This window comes from Halorussus ruber (genome assembly GCF_004765785.1).
GTDB classification, from domain to species: domain Archaea; phylum Halobacteriota; class Halobacteria; order Halobacteriales; family Haladaptataceae; genus Halorussus; species Halorussus ruber.
Genome location: NZ_SBIT01000006.1, coordinates 341,017 through 358,987, shown reverse-complemented (window position 1 = coordinate 358,987; position 17,971 = coordinate 341,017). Strand labels below are relative to the sequence as shown.

The window sequence follows — 17,971 nt, the reverse complement described above, 5'->3', positions numbered from 1 at the left end:
GTCTCTATACCTTTTTGTTTATGGAGGTTATAAGTAACCTCATGGGGTTTGAAGTAGTCTGCGTAGATATTGACCGCTCATCACCATACGCTGGTAATGGTGACTGTCGGTGTATCGAACGAATCGGCTACAAAGTGGGTGACACAACCTCCCACGGTAGCCCAGAACAAATATACGAAAAAATAGAAGAGAGAGATCGGACATTCTATGTGGAATATTTAGGTGACCAAACTGATTTAATCGCCGAGGAACGTGGGGGAACAAAGTACGTCCGGACCGAACCGAACTATACTGATGATGATAATCTACTCCATCAAAGTAGCTATTAATAATTAGATAACATGAATTTCAAAGGTTCCGTTTATCGGCTCCCCGACCCAGATGGAAAAGGAGATGTCTTAATCGTTGACAGCGGACACGAAAATGGTCGTCTACACATTTATCGCCACGAAGAATCCCTGGGAGTAGATGAAATCAAAGAAAAAGCAGAGGATAAGGAAACACTGGTTGAATCTCGTGAGAACCTCGGAAGAACTCTATCAAAACTAAAGTTCGGTAAGAGACCGAATCTAAGGTGGTATTTGGAGGATTAATCGGGAATCCTATACTCAGTTGAATTTCTCATTTAAGACTCCGACACCAGATTCCGGATGCTGTCGGCGAACGACTCGGACCGTTCCATGTTTCGCATCCGAATCTCCAGCGAGCGCCCGCCGCCGCTGGCGACCAGCACGTTGCCCAGACCGACCAGCGCCTCGATTGCGGACTTGCGCTCTTGGACGCCGCGAATCTTCTCGCGGGGAATCTCCCGGCGGACCAGCGAGAGGAATCGGTACTCCTTGATGATGCGCCGAGTCGTCACGTAGTAGGTCGTCAGCGAGTTGGTCCAGTAGGTGTACAGCCCCGACGAGAAGGCGTAGAGGCCGACCACGAAGGTCGCGGTCGGGTAGACGTAGGGGACCGTGGTGAAGAACAGCAGGTAGATGGTCGCCACCAGCAGGGGCAGGCCGACGACAATCTTGACCCGGGCCACGCGCTGGGTCGGGTGGCGCTTCTCGACCAACTCCTCGCCGTCGCTCAGTCGGGGTTCGGTCGGCGAAACCACGTGGACGTAGGCCCCGATTCCGACGACGAACGCGCCGAAGAACGCGAACGGGAGGCCGATGACCGAGGGGTAGGTCGTCTGACCGACGTAGAGCCACCCGCCGACCACGACGAAGGGGAGGCCGAGGAGCGTACTCCAGAGCGCAGGTGCGCCGCGTGCCATGGTCAGTACCCCCTCACGAGCTGGTGGACGATGCCCGCCGCCGAGAGGACGAACCCGCCGACCGTCAGCACGAACGGGTCGTTCAGCATCTCCAAATCGCTCTTTCCGGGGCCGTTCGAGAAGAACCCGCGCTCGGACTCGACCGCGGTGGTTGTTCTCGTGGCGTTTGTCCGGTTGCCACGCTGTGCGCCCCGCTGAGTCGTGGCGGTCGCCGGGTCCTCTCGAGTGGTCGGGGAGTCGGCCGTGGACTCCGGCGTAGTCCCGCGATTCGTCGTCTCGCTCGTCGCGTCACTCGCGGTTTCGTCGGTCGTCGTGGTCGTCCCCTTTGGCGTCGTCTCGTCGGCCTCGCCGACGGACCACTCCACGCCATCGGAGTCCACCGTGGCGACCACTTCGGTCGGTCCGTCGACGGAGAACTGGTGCTTGTAGGTCCGGTCCTCGTACTCGTCGCCCGCGGGCGGCTCGACCTCGGCAGTTCCGAAATCAGCGAGTTCGAGGCCCGTGAACGACGCGCCGTCGATGACGGTGTACCCGTCAGTATTGAGCGAGAGTCGGCCCGGATTCGCGCCCCAGCCGCTGTATCGGTAGTCCGGCTTCGCCCCCATCAGGGGTTCGCCGTCGGGTTTCAGGACGCGGAGGTCCACGATGTCGGCTTCCGGCAGGACGAGTTCGCCGATGTCCTTGTCCTCCTCGCCGACGAAAGTGCCCTCGAACTCGTAGATGTGAGGTGCGCCGTTCTTCGCGGCTTCGAGGTCGCTCCGCGAGTCGGCCTTGTAGTAGCTGAGCGTGTAGTTGCGGTTCTTCGGAACCTCCATCTCGAAGTAGCCGTCGCCGTCGGTGCGGACGTTCCGGTAAACGTCCTCCCAGTGCGTGTTGATTTCGTCGTTCTGGACCTTCGCGCCGCTCTTGGCGACCACGGTGCCCGAGAGCGTCACCGTGTCGGCCGCGACGGCGCGGCTGACGCCGCCGACGAGCGAAGCCCCGCCGAGGACTCCGCCGACGCCCGCGCGGAGAAAGTTCCTGCGGGTGGCTGACCGTTTCATATCGGTTCCTCACACAAGTAATTCATAAACCTTGCTACACGGGAGGTTAGAAGCTGTTAGCGAGCGAAACTCTCGGCACCGCGCCGGACCGAACACGTTCGGGGAAATCGGTTCGCACGCGCGCACTATCGATTTAAATATGAGAACCAGTAGCCGGGAGTCCGACCCAGACCTCGACGGTGACGTGGAGCCAATCACCGACCGCGTCCACGACAACTCGTGGTCGGCCAACCTCGAAAAGCCCCATCACGCCGGGAGTCGGGGCCTCGTGGTCGAACAGGCCAAAGTCGCGGTCGAACACACCGCGGGCGGCAACCACGTCAACCTCGTCACCCACGGCGAACACGGCCACCCCGAGGAGTACCTCTACGACGCGCTCGAAGGCGCATTCGGCGACGACCTCTCGTGGGAGTACGTCGAGCAGTGCGGGTGCGGCGGCCACGTCACCCGGGTCTATGTCGGGGAGAAGTAGGCGACTCGCTTACTGCCTGACGTACAGCAACCCGATGCCCGCCGCGAGGAGCAGGACGCCCCACCACAGCGAGTCTCCGGGGAGGAAAGCGAGCAGGAGCGTGACGACGCCCGACGAGACCAGCGACCACCCGGCCGTAGTTTGGTAGGTCATAGCCGAGGTACGGGTTCGAGACAATTGGGTTCTGGGGCAGGCGGTGTCCGGCGGCCAACAGTAAAGTGGCAGTTCGTCGTACTCGGGCCGGGGTTTCCGATGGACAGAGCATTCGACTTCCTGCACGTCAACGAGCGCGAATCGAAACCGCGGGAGAAGGGCATCACCGAGATTCGGGGACCGTACTACGACCCGATGGGGCCGCGAGAACTCCGCGACATCCTCGACACGATGGGCGAGTACGTGGACATCTACAAGTTCTCGGGCGGGTCGTTCGCCCTGATGCCCGAGGAGGCCGTGACCGAACTCATCGAGACCTGTCACGAGTACGACGTGCAGGTCTCGACCGGCGGGTTCGTCGAGAGCGTCCTCGTCAGGGACCACGACCACGTCGAGGAGTACGTCGAGGAGGCCGCCGAACTGGGGTTCGATATCGTTGAAATCTCCTCGGGGTTCATCGCCATCGACGCCGACGACTTGGTGGCGCTGACCGAGATGGTCCAACAGAAGGGCCTGAAGGCCAAGCCGGAAATCAACGTCCAGTTCGGCGCTGGCGGGGCCTCCTCGGTCGAGGAACTGGAGAGCGAGGCCGCAATCGACCCGGCGAGCGCGATTCGGGAGGCCGAACGCCACCTCGACGCTGGCGCGTACAAAATCATGGTCGAGTCCGAGGGCATCACCGAGCGAGTCCGCGAGTGGCGGACCGACGTGGCCTTCGAAATCGCCAACGAAGTCGGCACCGAGAACTGCGTGTTCGAAGCCGCGGACCCGCAGGTGTTCGAGTGGTACATCAAGAACTTCGGGCCGGAGGTCAACCTGTTCGTGGACAACTCTCAAATCGTGGAACTGGAGTGCATGCGCTCCGGTCTCTGGGGGAAGAAAAGTTCGTGGGGTCGGGTCACTTCGTACGAAGACTAATGGTTTTGGAGTGACAATTTCGGGCGGGAGATTCCGACGCCCTCCGGCAATTTCGACCCGATTTATATAAAGTGGCCTTGTACTTCAAGGTGTTTAAGTAAAGTTTACGTTACCCCGGTTCGTTGTGGAACGATATGACGTGTGTCGGAACAGAGAGAGGTGACGGTCGAGTCCCATACCGATGAACCTGAGTTATCAGCACGCGAACCCATCGACCGGTGGTGGCTCGTACCTCCTTCGCTTCCGAGACGCATCTCTCGAACGAACTCCCTGCCTCCTCGTGGACTCCGGCGTCGGCGTCGATTTGGACTCGCTTCTGGGCGACGACGAGTATCTCGCGGCGATTCTGTTGACCCACGCACACCTCGACCACTACGCCTCGCTGGCGGAATCGATTCGGGACGGTGCGCCGGTCTACGCGGCCGAACCCACGGCCGCCGTCCTCGAAGACGTACTGACCGAAGGCGAGAAGAACTACGAAATCGGCGCGGCGGAGTCGGCGGCCGAGGCGGTCGAACCCATCGACGGGTGGGAGACCGTCGTCCCCGACGTGGACGTGGCACCGGTTCCGGCGGGCCACGCGCCCGGCGCGGCCGGGTTCGTCGTCCGATTCGAGAACGGGTCGCGGACCAACCACTTGCTCTTTACCGGCGACTTCACCACTCGGCGGGTCGCGGGCTATCCGGGCTTCTCGACCGACCTCCCGGTCGATATCGACGCGCTGTTCGTCAACGTCTCGACCACCGACGAGTTCGAGGAGACACTCTCGGACTCGCTTTTCACCATCGTCGAGCGCGTGCAGGCCGGGTCGTCGGTGCTGGCGACTGCGAGCGCGCTGACCGCGGTCCACTACGCCTACCTGCTGGGCCACCTCGGCGAGCGGCTGGGCGAGTCCATTCCCGTCACGCTGGCCGGGCAGGCCGCCAAACTCTACGCCGACTTCGGCTACGACGTGCCGAACGTCGAGGCGACCCCGGTGTTCGAGTCGCCCGGCGAACTGCTCGAACGCGGGACCGTTACCTTCGCCGGGCCGGAGGTCCCCACCGAGGGGAGCGCCTGTCGGCTGTTCCGGGCGATCGAGGACGACTCGGGGGCCACGCTCGTCCAGTTGACCGGCGGCGCGACCAACCCGGTCAAGACCGCGGGCTGTACCGTCTACGACTACGAGGTGGTCAACCACACCTCGATTTCGGTCATCGACGACGTGGTCGAGGCCCTCGACCCGATTCACGTCGTCGCGGGCCACGGCCCCCGGCGCGCGCTCCGAAACTTCCGGGGTCGGTACGACGAGCGATTCGTCTGGGCCAGCGACGACGACCGAGAGCAGACCTTGTACGAGGAGGGCCGGTGGGCACCGCCGCCGTGGCTGAGCGAGACGGCGGTCCAGTCTATCCGCGCACAGGACTGGCGGTCGAACGGCGGTCGGTTCGGCGGCATCGCGTCGGACGGCGACGGCCTGCCTTGCGTGGCCCGCGCCGCGGAACCCGACCTCGAAGCCGAGGGGCTCGACGTAGCCCGATTCGACAGTCGGTTCGGCCCGCGAGAAGCGGAGTCGAGCGGCGAAGCCGAGTCGTCGTCGGGCGACGACGATTCGGCGAAATCGCCCGCGGGAGGCGCGGCGACAGAGGCGTCGGTGTCCGACGCTCCCGCCGCTGTCGCCGAGTCGGATGCTCCAACCGCTGCCGCCGAGTCGGACGCCGCGGCGTCCGACTCGGCCGCCTCGACCCCGGACCCCGAGGAGTACCCGGCCGTCGGGGAGGCCGAGACCTTCCGCCTCGAAGTCCTCGACCGACTCGACTCGCTGGAGTCGGCGGTCACGGGCGCGAAAGCCACCGGCACCCCGCTCCGCGCTCGGGTCGTGGACGGCGGCGAGGACGTGACGATGCTCCGCCTGCTGGAGGACGCGGACCTCGAACACGGCGAGGAGGTCGCGGTCCTCCTCGCGGACGAGAGCGGCGATTAAGCAATCTATACAGTTTGTAATCAATTGTTTTCCTATATTTAGGAAATGATTACATTGCTCGAATGCCGACCACCTCACTCCGAGTTTCGCGGCGGGACCCGCGGTCGGAAGGCGAACGTCTCGACGAGAAAGAAGATGCCGAAGACGATTTGGAGACCGCCGATGACCAGCAGCGAATCGACGCCGAACAGGACCCACTCCGAGGGACTGGTCAGTCCGAAGTAGAGGCTGATCAGCCCCACCGCGAGCATGCCGAGACCGGCGAATAGCCCTATCGACTGCATCGTCTTGTCGGGTGTCAGCCACTCGAAGGGAGCCACGGAAGTGTCGTGAGAACGACACGAAGGCTCAAAAGTGTCACGTCCCCAACGGTGAACCGACTCCCGCCCGTAGTCAGAACCTGTGCCGACGAGCGAGCAACTCCGCGAGGCCCGACTGGTTATCGGCCTGCTGGCGCTGTTCCTGACCGCGCTCTCGCTGTGGGAATACGCCGCGACTGGCCGGTGGAGCGAGTCCGGACCGTGGCCGACCCTTCTCTGGGCGGCGACTGGCGTCGTTTTCGTCCTCGAATACGCGTCGCCTCGGTTCCGACGCCAGTTGCACCAGTTTCGAGCGAATCGAGGAAGTTCGATGCTGGTCGCCGCGGTCTTCGCTCTTGGCGCGGGATACCTATTTCTGGTCGGGAGGCCGCTCCTCGGGGCGGGGTTCACGCTGTTTCTGCTCGCTAGCCTCTGGTCGCTCTGGCGTCACGCCAAACTGGTCGAGTAGCGTCTGCCCGCTCCCACTCCCGCCCACACCTCTTTGCCCGCTCGCACCCTATCCTATTGGCATGGAATACGAGACGGTTCGGGGGGAGCAGGTGCCGAAAATCGGCCTCGGAACGTGGCGGATGCAGGGGGAAATCTGTCGGCAGACGGTCCACGCCGCGCTCGAAGCGGGCTACCGTCACATCGACACCGCGCAGTCCTACGACAACGAGCGGCAAGTCGGGCGGGCCATCGAGGAGTCGTCGGTCCCCCGCGAGGAGGTGTTTCTGACCACGAAAGTCTGGCCCGGCCACGTCGATAGAACGGCCATCCGGGGTTCGACCGCGTCGAGTCTGGCCCAGCTCGGCGTCGAGTACGTGGACCTGCTGCTCATCCACTGGCCCAATCCCATCGCCTCCACCGCCGAGGTCATGGCCGGACTCGACGACTGCCGCGACGAGGGGTTCACCCGCCACGTCGGCGTCAGCAACTTCGGCGTGGACCAGCTCAAGACCGCCCGAGCCAACGCCGACGCGCCGATTTTCACGAACCAGGTCCAGTTTCACCCCTACCAACCGCAGCGAGACCTCCGGGCGTACTGTCAGGCCCACGACGTGCTTCTGACCGCCTACAGTCCGCTAGCCCACGGGGGAATCCTCCGCGACGACACGCTTCGGGAACTCGGCGTCAAGTACGGGAAATCGCCCGCGCAGGTCGCGCTCCGGTGGGCCGTCCAGCAGGACGGCGTGATTGCGATTCCCAAATCCACCAGCGAGGACCACCTCCGAGAGAACCTCGACATCTTCGACTTCAGGCTCACCGCGACCGAGATGGTCCGAGTCGAGCGCCCCTCCCGATTCAAGGCCGGGGCCTCCTTCCTCCGGAGTCGGTTCGGGGTGTGAGACGGCGGACCGGTCGAACGAGGGCGACACTAGGGTCCCGACCGGTCGGGCGGGGATTTATACCGCCCCGCTGACCAGTTCGGTCCATGTCATCGCCGACGCTCGACCTGTTCGGCGTCTTCCACGTGGACCGGCCGGGCAAGGTCCGAGCGGAACTAGACGGCTTCGCCGCCGACGCCGACGCGCTGTTCATCGAACAACCCGAGGAGGAAATCACGCTCGAAACCTTCGGGCGCACCGCCGTTCGCGCGCCGGTGTTCCTCCTCGGGGCGCTCCTGCAACTCGTCGCCCTCACGCCCCTCTACGTCGCGTTGAACCGCGAGTACGACGAGGCCGAGGCCATCGCGGTTCGCCGAATCGCCGACGAGCGCGGCCTGCCGATTCACGAGGTAGACGACCACCCCGTCCTCTACGCGAGTAGGGCGGGACCGCGCTGGATAGCGGCCAACTGGCTCGCTCTCGCCGCGCTGGCGTTGCTCTTTCGCGTTCCGTTTCTGGCCACCGCGGGGGCCCTGATTCTGGCGAGCGCGGTGACTATCGGCGCGGCCCGCCTCGACAGGCGGCTCTGGCTCCTCGTCGCAATCCCCGCGACGTGGGGCGTTCTCTGGTTCAGCGTGACGAGCGGACTCGTCTCGACCGGTCTGCTTCTCGTCCTGCTGTTGTTCTATCTCGGTTCGGCGGGTACTATCAACGAGCATCGCAACCGCAACATGCTCCGGAGAGTCGGCGAAATCAGCGACCGCGAGGAGTACGACCACGCCTGCCTCGTCACCGGGAAGGCTCACCTTGCGGGCCTCCTCAGTCTCGCGGAAGACGGGGGCCGCGACATCGACACCCGCCGCATGCACGTCTCCCGGTGGCTCAGGCCCTCCGACGACGCGACCGAGAATCCGGACCCCGAGTCGCTGGGCGAGACCTCCGGACTCGGCTGGTTCCGGACCGCGTTCGGTCTCGCCCGACCCGACGGCCGACTCGGTACCGAGACCGACGTACTCGGCAGGCGAACGCTCGCCGCGGTTCTCGACCTCGCCGGAGCCGTCGTCGCCGCCCTCGTCGGCGGTATCTCACTCGGTGCCGTCGCCGCCCTCGCGTTCGGCGATTCCGCCCTCGATTCGGGCCTCCTCGCAGGACTCGTCGCCTCCCCGGCCCTCTACTTCGTCGTCTGGGAGGTCCTGTTCGGCCGCACCCCCGGCAAGTGGCTCCTCGGACTGGTCGTCGTCGCCGAAGACGGGTCGAGAGCCACGCGACGCGCCGTCGTCGTCCGGAACCTGCTCCGACCCCTCGACTTCGTTCCGTTCTACGCGCTGGGGTTCCTCTCGATGCTGGGGTCCGACCGCGCCCAGCGCGTCGGCGACTTGCTGGCCGACACCGTTGTCGTCCGCGCCGAGTGATTGCCGGAAGTCGCGTATCGCGCCGTGCTACACCCTTTCGCTACGAATTTAAGATACTTCTCGACGCATCTAGAAGTATGAACTCCGTACTCAAGCAACTGGTAGCCGTATCGCTCGTCTTCCTCCTCGTCGTCTCGACGACCGCCGGAGTCGCAGCGGCCGACCCCCGCGCTGGCGGGACCGTCGTCGGCGCGGAAGGCGAAACGATTACCGGCGGCCTCGAAGCCTTCGGCGGAACTGTCGTCGTCTACGGCACGGTCGGCGGTGACCTCACCTACGACGGCAAGCTCTCGCTCGCCGAGGGCGCGACCGTCTCCGGCGCTGTCACCCGCGACAACCTCGGGACCGGCCCGGTCGTCTTCGAGCGACCCCTCGCTGGCTCGGGGGCGTTCGACCTCTACGGGTTCGTCGTGAGCCTCGCGGCGGCCGCGGCCCTCCTCGTGGTCTTCCCGCGGTTCTCCCGCGGCGTGGCGACCCGAGCGACCGAGTCTCCTCTCCGAACCGGCGGCGTGGGCCTGCTGGCGCTAGTCGCCGTGCCCGTCGCGCTGGTCCTGCTCGCAATCACCATCGTCGGCATCCCGCTGTCGGTCATCGGCGCGGTGCTGTTCGGCCTCGCGGCGTGGGCCGGTGCGCTCTACGGCCGGTTCGCGGTCGGGTCGTGGCTGGCGGAACTCGCCGACGTGAACAACCAATGGGTCGCGCTGGTGGCCGGGTTCGTCGCGGTGGCACTGGTCGTTCGCGTCCCGATTCTGGGCGGACTGGTGGACCTCGCGGTCTTCCTGCTCGGACTGGGCGCGCTGGCGCTCTCCCTGCGGTCGGCCTACCGCGGTTCGCGCCCCGAGACCTTCGAGGGCGGGGAGGGCGAGTCCGAGGAGGTAGACGACTCGGGCGTCCGGCCCGCGTAGAACGCTTTATCTCGTGTGAAGAACCTCTCGCTACGCGAAGCGTCGTTCGACGACCTGCGTGAAGGGCGGCAAAAGGAGGGACTGCGGGTCTATGCGGTGACGGAAGCCTTCTCGCCGATGTGCTTCGACTCCCACTCGCGGCGGGCCTCGATTTCGCGGCTCCCGCGGTCGGTGAGCGCGTAGTAGTTGGTGCGGCGGTCGCGCTGACCCTTGTCCACGAGACCTTTGTCCACGAGCGTGTCGAGGTTCGGGTAGAGTCGGCCGTGGTGAATTTCCTTCTCGTAGTACGATTCGAGTTCTTCCTTGATAGCGAGGCCGTGAGGTTCGTCCTTGCCCGCGATGACGTACAGCAGGTCCCGCTGGAAACCAGTCAGGTCGTGCATGAGTTACGAAAGGCGATAGTTCCTCTATAATTATAAGCTTGGTGGCCGTTAAATTCAATTTCTCACTCGAAACACCCAGCTATGGGTTCTATCTTACAGAGATGTCAGACTGAGTGAGAGTGGCACGCACGCGATTTTCGTCCTGTCAGCGCCACACAACGACTTCAGGCACCGCATAACAATGGCCGTTCCGGGGATACGTTCGCCCAGCGACTGCCGGTGTCTCGACCGGACCCCGGCCGAACCCAGAGACCACCATGAAGTATCTGTTCTTCACTAACACCCCGGCGCAGGCCCACCAGTACAGGCGAGCAGTCGCGGGATTACGAGAGCGCGGCCACGACGTGCTGGTCCTCGCGCGGGACTACGGTTGCACCGAGGCCCTGCTCGACCACTACGACCTCCCCTACGAGATTTTCGGACGGTGCGAGACCCAGAAGTTCTCGCTGGCCCGCGAGCTGCCCAAACACCTCGTCAAGGCCGCCCTGAAGGCCCGGCGGTACGACCCGGACTGCGTGTTCGGGCGCGGAGCGTACGCCGCCGTCGCTGGCACGGTCGGCGACGCGCCGGTCGTCCTCGTGGACGACTCGGGCAACACCGACATCGACCACGCCATCTCGGTCCCGCTCGCCGACGTGGTCCTCACGCCCCACACCTTCGACAAGGACCTCGGCGAGAAACACTACGAGTTCCGCGGGTTCAAGGAACTCGCCTACCTCCACCCCGACGAGTACGAGCCGCAGACCGACATTCGAGAACAGTTGGGCGTGGGGCCGGACGAGGAGTACGCCATCGTCCGGCTCAACGCCTTCGGCTCGCACCACGACGTGGGCGAGGCCGGATTCACGCCCGCAAAGCGCCGGGAACTCGTGGATGCCCTCGCAGCGGAGGCCACCGTCTTCGTCTCCGACGAGGGCGGCGACATGGACCTGAACGAGGCCCCCGCCCAAGCGTTCGACCTGCACCCCGCCCTGCTCCACGACGCCCTCTCGGAAGCTTCGCTTCTGGTCGCGGACACCCAGACCATGGTCACGGAGGCGGCCCTGCTCGGCACTCCGGCGATTCGGTCGAACTCCTTCGTCGGCGAGGACGACATGGGCAACTTCGTGGACCTCGAACGCGCGGGGCTAATCTACAACCTCCGAGCGTTCGACGCCGTGCTGGACGCCGCGACCGATATTCTGGCCGACGAGGAGGCCGACCAGCGCTGGCGGAACCTGCGCGACGACTATCTGGCGGACAAGGTGAACCTCACCGAGGTCCTCCTCGACGTGGCCGAGTCGATTCACGCCACCGACCGCATCGACCGCATCGGCGGCGTGGAGCGTCGGCAGAAGCGACAGCAGGGTCGCGGAATCGGCCTCGACGCGGTCCGGAGCGACGGGGGTCCCGAGCGGGGTCGAGAGGAATGCGACGGCGAGCGGGGCGGACGCGGAGGGCGCGACAGATGAACGTCCTCAACCTCGTCTCGAACGAGGACGCCCGATTCTACCAGCAACAGGTCGAGACGCTGGAGGCCCGCGGCATCGACTGCACGACGGCGACCCCGCCGGGCGACCACCTCGCGCGAGAGGACATGACCGAGCGGACGGCGGGCGACTACCTCCGGTTCGTCCCCGAGGTCATCTCCGAATCGCTGGACGGCTACGACGTGGTTCACGCCAACTACGGCCTGACCGCCCCGGCCGCGCTCGCGCAGGTCCGGCTTCCGGTGGTCCTCTCGCTGTGGGGGACCGACCTGATGGGCGAGTACGGGTGGCTCACGAAGCGGTGCGCGCGCTACTGCGACGCCGTCATCGTGATGTCCGACGAGATGGCCCGCGAGTTCGGCGACCCCTGCCACGTCATCCCCCACGGCATCGACATGGAGAAGTTCGCTCCTCGGCCCAAGGAGGAGGCCCGCGCGGAACTCGGCTGGGACCGAGACGCCCGCCACGTCCTGTTCCCCTACCCGCCCTCGCAGGAGGTCAAGAACCACGACCGGGCCGAGCGGGTGGTCGAACGCGCCAGCGACCGAGTCGACGCCGACGTGAACCTGCAAGTCGTCTACGGCGTGCCCCACGCCGAGGTGGCGACGTACATGAACGCCTCGGACGCGCTCGTGCTGACCTCCGAACACGAGGGGTCGCCCAACTCGGTCAAGGAGGCCCTGAGCTGTAACCTCCCGGTGTTCTCGGTGGACGTGGGCGACGTGGCGGAACGGCTCGACGGCGTCTCGCCGTCCCGCGTCTCGGACGACGACGACGAACTGGCCGCCGCGCTGGCCGACGTGCTGGCCGACCCTCGGCCCTCGGACGGTCGGGAGGCCGTCCGAGACATCAGTTTGGAACGGATGGGCGAGCGCATCGAAGGCGTCTACGAGTCGGTGCTGTAGGCGACGCGGCGGGAGACGGTCGAAGAGCGACGTATCCGACTGAGAACATCTTTCTATTTCTTTGAGACTAGTAAATAATTTCTTAGAGACTGATTACTTGTCTTTTGTCAATACGTAGTTTGCTCCGGTGGGAAGGCGCGAGCGCGGTCCGCTGGACCGCGCTCGCGCCCCCTTCGGTTCCGTTTCGGGATTCAGACCGGCATCGGCTCGAATCCAGTCTCTCCGCGTGGCCGCGCTACTCGACTTCCCCTCACCGACAACTCGACCTTCCCCACTGGTCGTCCGAATTCAGTTTCTTCTGGCTCTCGCTTCGGTTCGTTTTCCATCGCTTGTAGGCTAATCTCGGCCTGTAGGGGCGTAAGCAATCCCAATCAAATACGTAGAAATCATCGCTTTCCGTAGTTGTAGGAACCCTGTACCGTTTCGTAAACACGGCCACCGCCGTACGACCGTCCTATAGTCGGCCAAACTCCCGCTATTTTCGTATAGGCGCTGGAGAACAAAGTGTACACAAGCGGATGGATACGCCGAAGGAATCATGAGCTTACAGGTTGCGGAGGGCGGGAAAACCGCCCAGTCCGCCGAGGAGTCACTCGGCAACGCCCACGTCGTCGTCGGCATCCCCGCCTACAACGAGGAGAACGCCGTCGGCAGTACGGTCCTCGCCGTCAAGCGGTGGGCCGACGACGTGGTGGTCGTAGACGACGGAAGCACCGACCGCACGCCTGCCATCGTCGAGCAGGCCGACGTGACGGTCTTGCGACACGAGCGCAACCGGGGCAAAGGGGCGGCGGTCCGCACCCTGTTCGCCCACGCGCGGCGCACCGACTGCGACGCGCTGGTGATGCTCGACGCCGACGGCCAGCACGACCCCGCCGACATCCCCACGCTGGCCCGGCCCGTGGTCGAGGAGGACGCCGACATGGTCATCGGGAGCCGGTACCTCGACCGCGACCCGGGCGACGAGACGCCCGTCTATCGCAGGCTCGGGCAAGTCGTCCTCGACTACTGCACCTCCCGCGTCACGGGGTCGGACTTGACCGACACCCAGAGCGGGTTCCGGGCGTTCTCCCCCGAGGCGCTCGAAGCACTCTCGCTCACCACCGACGGGATGGGCGTCGAGAGCGAGATGATAGACTCCGCCACCAGCGAAGGCCTCGACATCACCGAGCGACCCATCGACGCCCGGTACGACGACCTCGAAGGCCAGACCTACAATCCCATCAAGCACGGCCTGACGGTCATGCTCTTTCTCGCGCGACTCGCCAAGCGACGACGACCGATTCCCTCCAAGGAAAACCAATAACACCAACAGAATCATGACTACCGTTCAGCTACCCGCAAACCTCCGCGACCGCTACGAACCGCTCGCCGACCGACTCGACGGCTTCGACTCCCCCGACGAACTCGCCGAGTACGTCCTCGAAGCCACCGCCGAGGAAATCGAGCGCGGCGACACCGCCTCGGCCGCCGACAGCGCCGACGACGAAGTAGTCGAGGAGCGCCTCGAACAACTGGGGTACCTCGAAAAGTGACGATGAGCGACGGCGCAGTCTACGTCTTCGGGCTGGACGGCGTCCCGCCCGAACTTGTCGACAGAGGCATCGACGCCGGGCGACTCCCCAACTTCGAGCGGATGCGCGCCGAGGGCACCGACGGCACGACGCGCTCTACGGTGCCGCCCCTCTCGATGATCGCGTGGAGTTCGTTCGCCACCGGGCGCAACCCCGGCAACCACGGCATCTACAACTTCATGCTCAAAGAGGAGGGCGAGTACGGCACCGACTTCGTCAACGCCGACACCCTCCGCGAGCAGTCCGTGCCGGTCTGGGAGTACTTAGACGCCGAGGGGCATCGCTCGGGCGTGATGAACGTCATGCCGGGCTACCCGCCCTCTCGGACCTCGGGCTTCCACATCTCGGACAACATCACGACGCCCTCCTCGGGCTCGTACGCCTTCCCCGACGAACTCCAGCAGGACATCGAACAGCGCGTCGGCGAGTACGACGTGGACCCCTACGAGGGCTACGACGACGGGACCGACGAGCAGAACCTGAAGGGCCTGCTCGACAACTTCTTCGAAATCGAGAAGAACCGCATCGAGGTCGCCAAGTTGCTCGTCGAGGAGTACCCCTGCGACTTCTACTCGCTGGTCTTCTCGGGGCCGGACAACGTCCTCCACGTCCTCGGCCACGTGCTGGACGAGACTCACCCCAAGCACGACCCGCAGGTCGCGGCCCGGTTCGACGACAAGCCCCTCGAACTGCTGGAACTCTACGACGACTTCCTCGGCTGGGTGATGGACCAGATGGACGACGACGATACGATGATGGTCCTCTCGGACCACGGCCACGGCCCGGTCTACCAGACCATCAACCTCAACTCGTGGCTCTACAACGCGGGCTACCTCGAACTCGAGTCCCGGCCGTGGACCCGCCTCAAGCAGTTCGGCTACAACCACGTCTACGACGCTGTCGAGACGGTGATGAGCGAACTCAACCTGTTCTCGAAGCTCAAGATGGGCGTGGCCCGGACCAGCGGCGGGAGTTCCGGCCCGGACCTCGCGGAACTGCTGACCATCTCGCGCAAGGACATCGACTGGTCGAAGACCGCGGCCTTCACGGTCGCCAGCGGGGGCCAAATCTACCTCAACACCGACGACCACGCCGAGGGCGCGATTCCGGACCACAAGTACGACGAGGTCCGCGAGCGCCTCCGCGAGAAACTGCTGGCCATCGAACACCCCGAGCGAGGAGACCGCGTCATCGACTCGGTCCTCTACGGCGAGGACGTCTACGGCGACGAGTACGCCGACACTCGCCCGGACCTCGTCTGCATGCCCGCGCCGGGGTATCAGATTCAGTACCCCCAGACGATGAAGACCAAGCGCGTGTTCGCCGACCCGCCCAAGACCGGCTCGCACACCTCGATGAACGAGATGCACGGCATCTTCTACGCGTGGGGCGGCCCCGTCGAGAGCGAGACCGGCGTGACGGTGGACCTGACCGACTTCTCGCCGACCGCCTGCTCGCTACTGGACGTGCCCGTTCCCGAGGAGATGGACGGCGACGTGCGAGACGACGTGGTCGATGTGGATGTCGAGCGGGAGAGGTACGACGGGAAGGTGGAAACGAAGCGGGCGGTGCGGGAAGTCGTGGATGAACTCGAAACCTGACTCCGTTGGACGTCCGAAACACCCAACCTTTTGACCCTGTCGTGCGAGCGACCAGCTATGCAACCGATCCCCGGAAAGGACTGTCACTGTTCGGACTCCTCGGAGGGACAGCAGACCGACTCGAAAGCGTGTGACGACTGTGGCGCGAGGTTGGAGTGGTCGCTCGGTCTCGATGGAGTCCAGTTTCTGGAGTGCCCTGACTGCGGGTTCCGTCGGCCCGAGTGAGAAGGGTTATTCCAACTCCACGCTCACCTTCTCCCCACTTCTAGCCGCCTCGTAGGCCGCCTCCGTCAACGCCGTCACCGCCAGCGCGTCCCGAGCGGTCGCAGGTGGCTCCTCCCCGGTCTCGATGCAGTCGATGAAGGCCTCGGCTTTGTTCTTCTGCTTGTCGGGGTCGATGTAGGGGATGACCGTCGTGCTGTCGGTGTCGATTTCCGCCAAGTCGCGCTCCTCCCACTGGCGGCCTTCGAGGTAGACCGCGCCCTCGTCGTCCCAGACGTGGATGTGTTCGCGCACGCACGGGGCGTCGCTGTGGACCGAGATGGTGCCGTGCGCGCCGTTCTCGAACTCGACGGTGAGGACCGCGCGCTCGTCCACTCGATTCTCGTCGTCCGCGAAGACCATCTCGGCGCTGACCGCCGAGGGGGTCAGGCCCGTGGTCCACAGCACCGCGTCGATGAGGTGGCTCCCGGTGTCGTAGAGGTTCCCGCCGCCCGAGAGGTCGGGGTCGGTCCGCCACTTGCCCTCGAAGCGGTCGATCCAGTCCTGCGTGATTTCGGCGCTGAGGAAGTCAGGTTCGAGAGCAGTCGAATCATCTTCTCGGCCGTCTGCTCCCTGCTCCGACCCTGCGCTACCCTGCCAGCGCTCGCGGGCGGTCTCGAACGCCGGATTCAGGTGGCGCTGGTAGCCCACCATCAGGACTCGGTCGGTCTCCTCGGACCGGTCGGCGAGTTCGCGGGCGCGGTCCAAGTCGGTCGTCAGCGGCTTGTCGCAGAAGACGTGGAGTTCCCGGTCTAACGCCGCCGTCACCATCTCGTAGTGGAGCGTGTGAGGAGTCCCGATGAGGACGGCGTCGAGCGCCTCGGCGTCGAGCATCTCGCGGTAGTCCTCGTACCGGGAGCCGTCGCCGACGTAGAGCGTCTTGCCGCCGGTCTGGCGCGTCTCGGCGTCCACGTCCGCCAGCGCCGTGACGGTAGAGCGCGGGTCTTGGTTGAACAGTCGTCCGACCGTGGTGCCGATGTAGCCGCCGCCGATGACGCCGACTCTGAGTTTTTCGGCCTGAGACATTCGTGTACGGTAGCACTACGACCCGCGTCTTGATTCGTCTGGCCGCGAAGGTGTGAGTCGGCTTACTCGGACTGCTCGCCAGCGTTCAGGTACTCCTCCAGCAGGGAGGGGAAGTCCCGGCCCCTGAGATAGCGCAGGCCGAAGTCCTCCGACCAGTTGATGATGCCCATGTCCTCGGTCACGACGCCAGCGTCGAGTTCCCGCGCCAGAATGAGGAGGTCGAAGTCCTCGTGGGAGTCCAGCACCCCCTGTCGGAGCGCCCGGCGGTACTTTCCCCGGAGGTCCGAGATAAGTTGGTCCACGTCGGTCATGTACTCCTGGTCGTCGAGGGGTTTGCCTTCCAGTTCTTGGGCCTCGCGGACCGCCTCCTCGGAGACGCGCAGGCCGCGGTCCACCCGGTCGCTCATCTCGTCGATGAACTCGAAGACGATTTCGGCCGGGATGGAGACCTCGAAGCGCGAGGGGTGTTTCTTGATGACCCACGTGTTGAGCTTCGAGAACACCTCCTCGGAGACCCCGCGGTCTTCGAGCATCGACGTGAGTTCGTCGTAAATCGACGGCGGGGCGTAACAGGAGATGTTGAGTCGGAGCTTCGCCTCGGCGATCAAATCCAGCAGGCGGAGAACCGCCTCCTGTAGGTCCTCGTCGTCCCGGCGAATCTCCTCGGTGAAGAACAGCGAGGTGTCGAGGACGAACCGCTGTTTGAGCGGGTTCTCGGCCATTGGTCGCCAGTTTCGGCCCCACGGGCATGAACGCATCGCCCGACGGACCTGTCGCCCGGAGTTTTATACGTTAACATATATCACGAAATCCCGAAAAACGCTTAATACCGTCTCGCTCCTACGTGTAGTTGCGGCGAAGTCGGGAGGACACATCGGACGAACGGTCTCGAACCGTCCATTAGGGCGATTAGAGGTCGTTTAAGGGCGAACACTAAATGGCCGGTAAAACGGTCACGAGGTCAAAGCCCCGAAGGAGAACCACAGCGACCC

Annotated in this window: 22 protein-coding genes; 15 read left to right on the top strand and 7 right to left on the bottom strand. The window is 64.6% G+C overall.

Annotated elements, in window-relative coordinates; all coding sequences use genetic code 11:
- Positions 1-20 precede the first annotated feature (20 nt).
- Together EPL01_RS22600 and EPL01_RS11115 are read left to right on the top strand one after the other, a co-directional pair.
- Entirely contained in the window at positions 21-329 is a 309-nt protein-coding gene (locus tag EPL01_RS22600; protein WP_135825329.1) for a DUF3892 domain-containing protein, read from the top strand.
- 12 nt (positions 330-341) lie between these two features.
- Positions 342-593: a hypothetical protein gene (locus EPL01_RS11115; protein WP_135825328.1), complete on the top strand. Its 252-nt coding sequence runs from the start codon at positions 342-344 to the stop codon at positions 591-593.
- A gap of 32 nt (positions 594-625) precedes the next feature.
- Here EPL01_RS11115 and EPL01_RS11110 read toward each other — a convergent pair whose 3' ends face one another.
- Both EPL01_RS11110 and EPL01_RS11105 read right to left on the bottom strand, forming a co-directional pair.
- Entirely contained in the window at positions 626-1,267 is a 642-nt protein-coding gene (locus tag EPL01_RS11110; protein ID WP_135825327.1) for a PH domain-containing protein, read from the bottom strand.
- A gap of 2 nt (positions 1,268-1,269) precedes the next feature.
- A complete protein-coding gene (locus EPL01_RS11105; protein ID WP_135825326.1) occupies positions 1,270-2,310 on the bottom strand; it encodes a hypothetical protein in 1,041 nt (346 codons plus the stop codon).
- 139 nt (positions 2,311-2,449) lie between these two features.
- Between EPL01_RS11105 and EPL01_RS11100 the strand changes: the two genes are divergently transcribed.
- Positions 2,450-2,782: a CGCGG family putative rSAM-modified RiPP protein gene (locus tag EPL01_RS11100; protein ID WP_135825325.1), complete on the top strand. Its 333-nt coding sequence runs from the start codon at positions 2,450-2,452 to the stop codon at positions 2,780-2,782.
- 9 nt (positions 2,783-2,791) lie between these two features.
- Here EPL01_RS11100 and EPL01_RS21620 read toward each other — a convergent pair whose 3' ends face one another.
- Complete coding sequence (locus tag EPL01_RS21620; RefSeq protein ID WP_168215879.1) at positions 2,792-2,935, bottom strand: hypothetical protein; 144 nt, start codon at positions 2,933-2,935, stop codon at positions 2,792-2,794.
- Between the two features lie 99 nt (positions 2,936-3,034).
- Here EPL01_RS21620 and EPL01_RS11095 point away from each other — a divergent pair, with 99 nt between their 5' ends.
- Together EPL01_RS11095 and EPL01_RS11090 are read left to right on the top strand one after the other, a co-directional pair.
- A complete protein-coding gene (locus EPL01_RS11095; protein WP_135825324.1) occupies positions 3,035-3,853 on the top strand; it encodes a phosphosulfolactate synthase in 819 nt (272 codons plus the stop codon).
- A 181-nt stretch (positions 3,854-4,034) separates the two neighbouring features.
- Entirely contained in the window at positions 4,035-5,816 is a 1,782-nt protein-coding gene (locus EPL01_RS11090; protein ID WP_135825323.1) for an MBL fold metallo-hydrolase, read from the top strand.
- A gap of 74 nt (positions 5,817-5,890) precedes the next feature.
- On the opposite strand, the gene EPL01_RS11085 is transcribed toward EPL01_RS11090, so the two are convergent.
- Positions 5,891-6,136 (bottom strand): hypothetical protein, encoded by a 246-nt coding sequence (locus EPL01_RS11085; RefSeq protein WP_135825322.1) that lies wholly within the window; start codon positions 6,134-6,136, stop codon positions 5,891-5,893.
- Between the two features lie 82 nt (positions 6,137-6,218).
- Between EPL01_RS11085 and EPL01_RS11080 the strand changes: the two genes are divergently transcribed.
- From EPL01_RS11080 to EPL01_RS11065, 4 genes are all read left to right on the top strand, one after another.
- Positions 6,219-6,584, top strand: a complete 366-nt coding sequence (locus tag EPL01_RS11080; RefSeq protein ID WP_135825321.1) for a hypothetical protein — start codon at positions 6,219-6,221, stop codon at positions 6,582-6,584.
- A 61-nt stretch (positions 6,585-6,645) separates the two neighbouring features.
- Entirely contained in the window at positions 6,646-7,464 is an 819-nt protein-coding gene (locus tag EPL01_RS11075) for an aldo/keto reductase (RefSeq protein ID WP_135825320.1), read from the top strand.
- 86 nt (positions 7,465-7,550) lie between these two features.
- Positions 7,551-8,855 (top strand): RDD family protein, encoded by a 1,305-nt coding sequence (locus EPL01_RS11070; RefSeq protein WP_135825319.1) that lies wholly within the window; start codon positions 7,551-7,553, stop codon positions 8,853-8,855.
- Positions 8,856-8,932: 77 nt separating this feature from the next.
- Positions 8,933-9,760 carry a DUF8173 domain-containing protein gene (locus tag EPL01_RS11065; RefSeq protein WP_210424126.1) on the top strand — a complete coding sequence of 276 codons (828 nt, stop codon included), beginning with the start codon at positions 8,933-8,935 and terminating at the stop codon, positions 9,758-9,760.
- Between the two features lie 89 nt (positions 9,761-9,849).
- Here EPL01_RS11065 and EPL01_RS11060 read toward each other — a convergent pair whose 3' ends face one another.
- A complete protein-coding gene (locus EPL01_RS11060) occupies positions 9,850-10,143 on the bottom strand; it encodes a PadR family transcriptional regulator (RefSeq protein WP_135825318.1) in 294 nt (97 codons plus the stop codon).
- A gap of 257 nt (positions 10,144-10,400) precedes the next feature.
- On the opposite strand from EPL01_RS11060, the gene EPL01_RS11055 reads away from it, so the two are divergent.
- From EPL01_RS11055 to EPL01_RS21615, 6 genes are all read left to right on the top strand, one after another.
- A complete protein-coding gene (locus EPL01_RS11055) occupies positions 10,401-11,594 on the top strand; it encodes a DUF354 domain-containing protein (protein WP_135825317.1) in 1,194 nt (397 codons plus the stop codon).
- The gene (locus EPL01_RS11050; RefSeq protein WP_135825316.1) at positions 11,591-12,517 is read left to right on the top strand and encodes a glycosyltransferase; all 927 of its coding nucleotides are present in this window, start codon (positions 11,591-11,593) and stop codon (positions 12,515-12,517) included. Before EPL01_RS11055 ends, EPL01_RS11050 begins: the two co-directional genes overlap by 4 nt.
- 538 nt (positions 12,518-13,055) lie before the next feature.
- Entirely contained in the window at positions 13,056-13,823 is a 768-nt protein-coding gene (locus EPL01_RS11045; protein WP_135825315.1) for a glycosyltransferase family 2 protein, read from the top strand.
- Positions 13,824-13,836: 13 nt separating this feature from the next.
- Positions 13,837-14,052 carry a hypothetical protein gene (locus EPL01_RS11040; RefSeq protein ID WP_135825314.1) on the top strand — a complete coding sequence of 72 codons (216 nt, stop codon included), beginning with the start codon at positions 13,837-13,839 and terminating at the stop codon, positions 14,050-14,052.
- A 2-nt stretch (positions 14,053-14,054) separates the two neighbouring features.
- Positions 14,055-15,692 carry an alkaline phosphatase family protein gene (locus EPL01_RS11035; protein ID WP_135825313.1) on the top strand — a complete coding sequence of 546 codons (1,638 nt, stop codon included), beginning with the start codon at positions 14,055-14,057 and terminating at the stop codon, positions 15,690-15,692.
- Between the two features lie 57 nt (positions 15,693-15,749).
- Positions 15,750-15,917, top strand: coding sequence for a hypothetical protein (locus tag EPL01_RS21615; protein ID WP_168215878.1), 168 nt, complete (start codon positions 15,750-15,752; stop codon positions 15,915-15,917).
- A gap of 6 nt (positions 15,918-15,923) precedes the next feature.
- Here the strand turns inward: EPL01_RS21615 and EPL01_RS11030 are convergent, their stop codons facing one another.
- Positions 15,924-16,979 carry a Gfo/Idh/MocA family protein gene (locus EPL01_RS11030; RefSeq protein ID WP_135825312.1) on the bottom strand — a complete coding sequence of 352 codons (1,056 nt, stop codon included), beginning with the start codon at positions 16,977-16,979 and terminating at the stop codon, positions 15,924-15,926.
- A 62-nt stretch (positions 16,980-17,041) separates the two neighbouring features.
- Entirely contained in the window at positions 17,042-17,701 is a 660-nt protein-coding gene (locus tag EPL01_RS11025) for an RNA ligase partner protein (protein WP_135825311.1), read from the bottom strand.
- Between the last annotated feature and the right edge of the window lie 270 nt (positions 17,702-17,971).

Excerpts from the sequence above, each read along its gene's own strand:
- EPL01_RS11060 (WP_135825318.1), bottom strand. The coding sequence starts at position 10,143 with ATGCACGACCTGACTGGTTTCCAGCGGGACCTGCTGTACGTCATCGCG.
- EPL01_RS11050 (WP_135825316.1), top strand. The coding sequence starts at position 11,591 with ATGAACGTCCTCAACCTCGTCTCGAACGAGGACGCCCGATTCTACCAG.
- EPL01_RS21615 (WP_168215878.1), top strand. The coding sequence starts at position 15,750 with ATGCAACCGATCCCCGGAAAGGACTGTCACTGTTCGGACTCCTCGGAG.
- EPL01_RS11115 (WP_135825328.1), top strand. The coding sequence starts at position 342 with ATGAATTTCAAAGGTTCCGTTTATCGGCTCCCCGACCCAGATGGAAAA.
- EPL01_RS11110 (WP_135825327.1), bottom strand. The coding sequence starts at position 1,267 with ATGGCACGCGGCGCACCTGCGCTCTGGAGTACGCTCCTCGGCCTCCCC.
- EPL01_RS11040 (WP_135825314.1), top strand. The coding sequence starts at position 13,837 with ATGACTACCGTTCAGCTACCCGCAAACCTCCGCGACCGCTACGAACCG.
- EPL01_RS11065 (WP_210424126.1), top strand. The coding sequence starts at position 8,933 with ATGAACTCCGTACTCAAGCAACTGGTAGCCGTATCGCTCGTCTTCCTC.
- EPL01_RS11075 (WP_135825320.1), top strand. The coding sequence starts at position 6,646 with ATGGAATACGAGACGGTTCGGGGGGAGCAGGTGCCGAAAATCGGCCTC.
- EPL01_RS11095 (WP_135825324.1), top strand. The coding sequence starts at position 3,035 with ATGGACAGAGCATTCGACTTCCTGCACGTCAACGAGCGCGAATCGAAA.
- EPL01_RS11090 (WP_135825323.1), top strand. The coding sequence starts at position 4,035 with ATGAACCTGAGTTATCAGCACGCGAACCCATCGACCGGTGGTGGCTCG.
- EPL01_RS21620 (WP_168215879.1), bottom strand. The coding sequence starts at position 2,935 with ATGACCTACCAAACTACGGCCGGGTGGTCGCTGGTCTCGTCGGGCGTC.
- EPL01_RS11105 (WP_135825326.1), bottom strand. The coding sequence starts at position 2,310 with ATGAAACGGTCAGCCACCCGCAGGAACTTTCTCCGCGCGGGCGTCGGC.
- EPL01_RS11055 (WP_135825317.1), top strand. The coding sequence starts at position 10,401 with ATGAAGTATCTGTTCTTCACTAACACCCCGGCGCAGGCCCACCAGTAC.
- EPL01_RS11100 (WP_135825325.1), top strand. The coding sequence starts at position 2,450 with ATGAGAACCAGTAGCCGGGAGTCCGACCCAGACCTCGACGGTGACGTG.
- EPL01_RS11025 (WP_135825311.1), bottom strand. The coding sequence starts at position 17,701 with ATGGCCGAGAACCCGCTCAAACAGCGGTTCGTCCTCGACACCTCGCTG.
- EPL01_RS11070 (WP_135825319.1), top strand. The coding sequence starts at position 7,551 with ATGTCATCGCCGACGCTCGACCTGTTCGGCGTCTTCCACGTGGACCGG.
- EPL01_RS11035 (WP_135825313.1), top strand. The coding sequence starts at position 14,055 with ATGAGCGACGGCGCAGTCTACGTCTTCGGGCTGGACGGCGTCCCGCCC.
- EPL01_RS22600 (WP_135825329.1), top strand. The coding sequence starts at position 21 with ATGGAGGTTATAAGTAACCTCATGGGGTTTGAAGTAGTCTGCGTAGAT.
- EPL01_RS11030 (WP_135825312.1), bottom strand. The coding sequence starts at position 16,979 with ATGTCTCAGGCCGAAAAACTCAGAGTCGGCGTCATCGGCGGCGGCTAC.
- EPL01_RS11045 (WP_135825315.1), top strand. The coding sequence starts at position 13,056 with ATGAGCTTACAGGTTGCGGAGGGCGGGAAAACCGCCCAGTCCGCCGAG.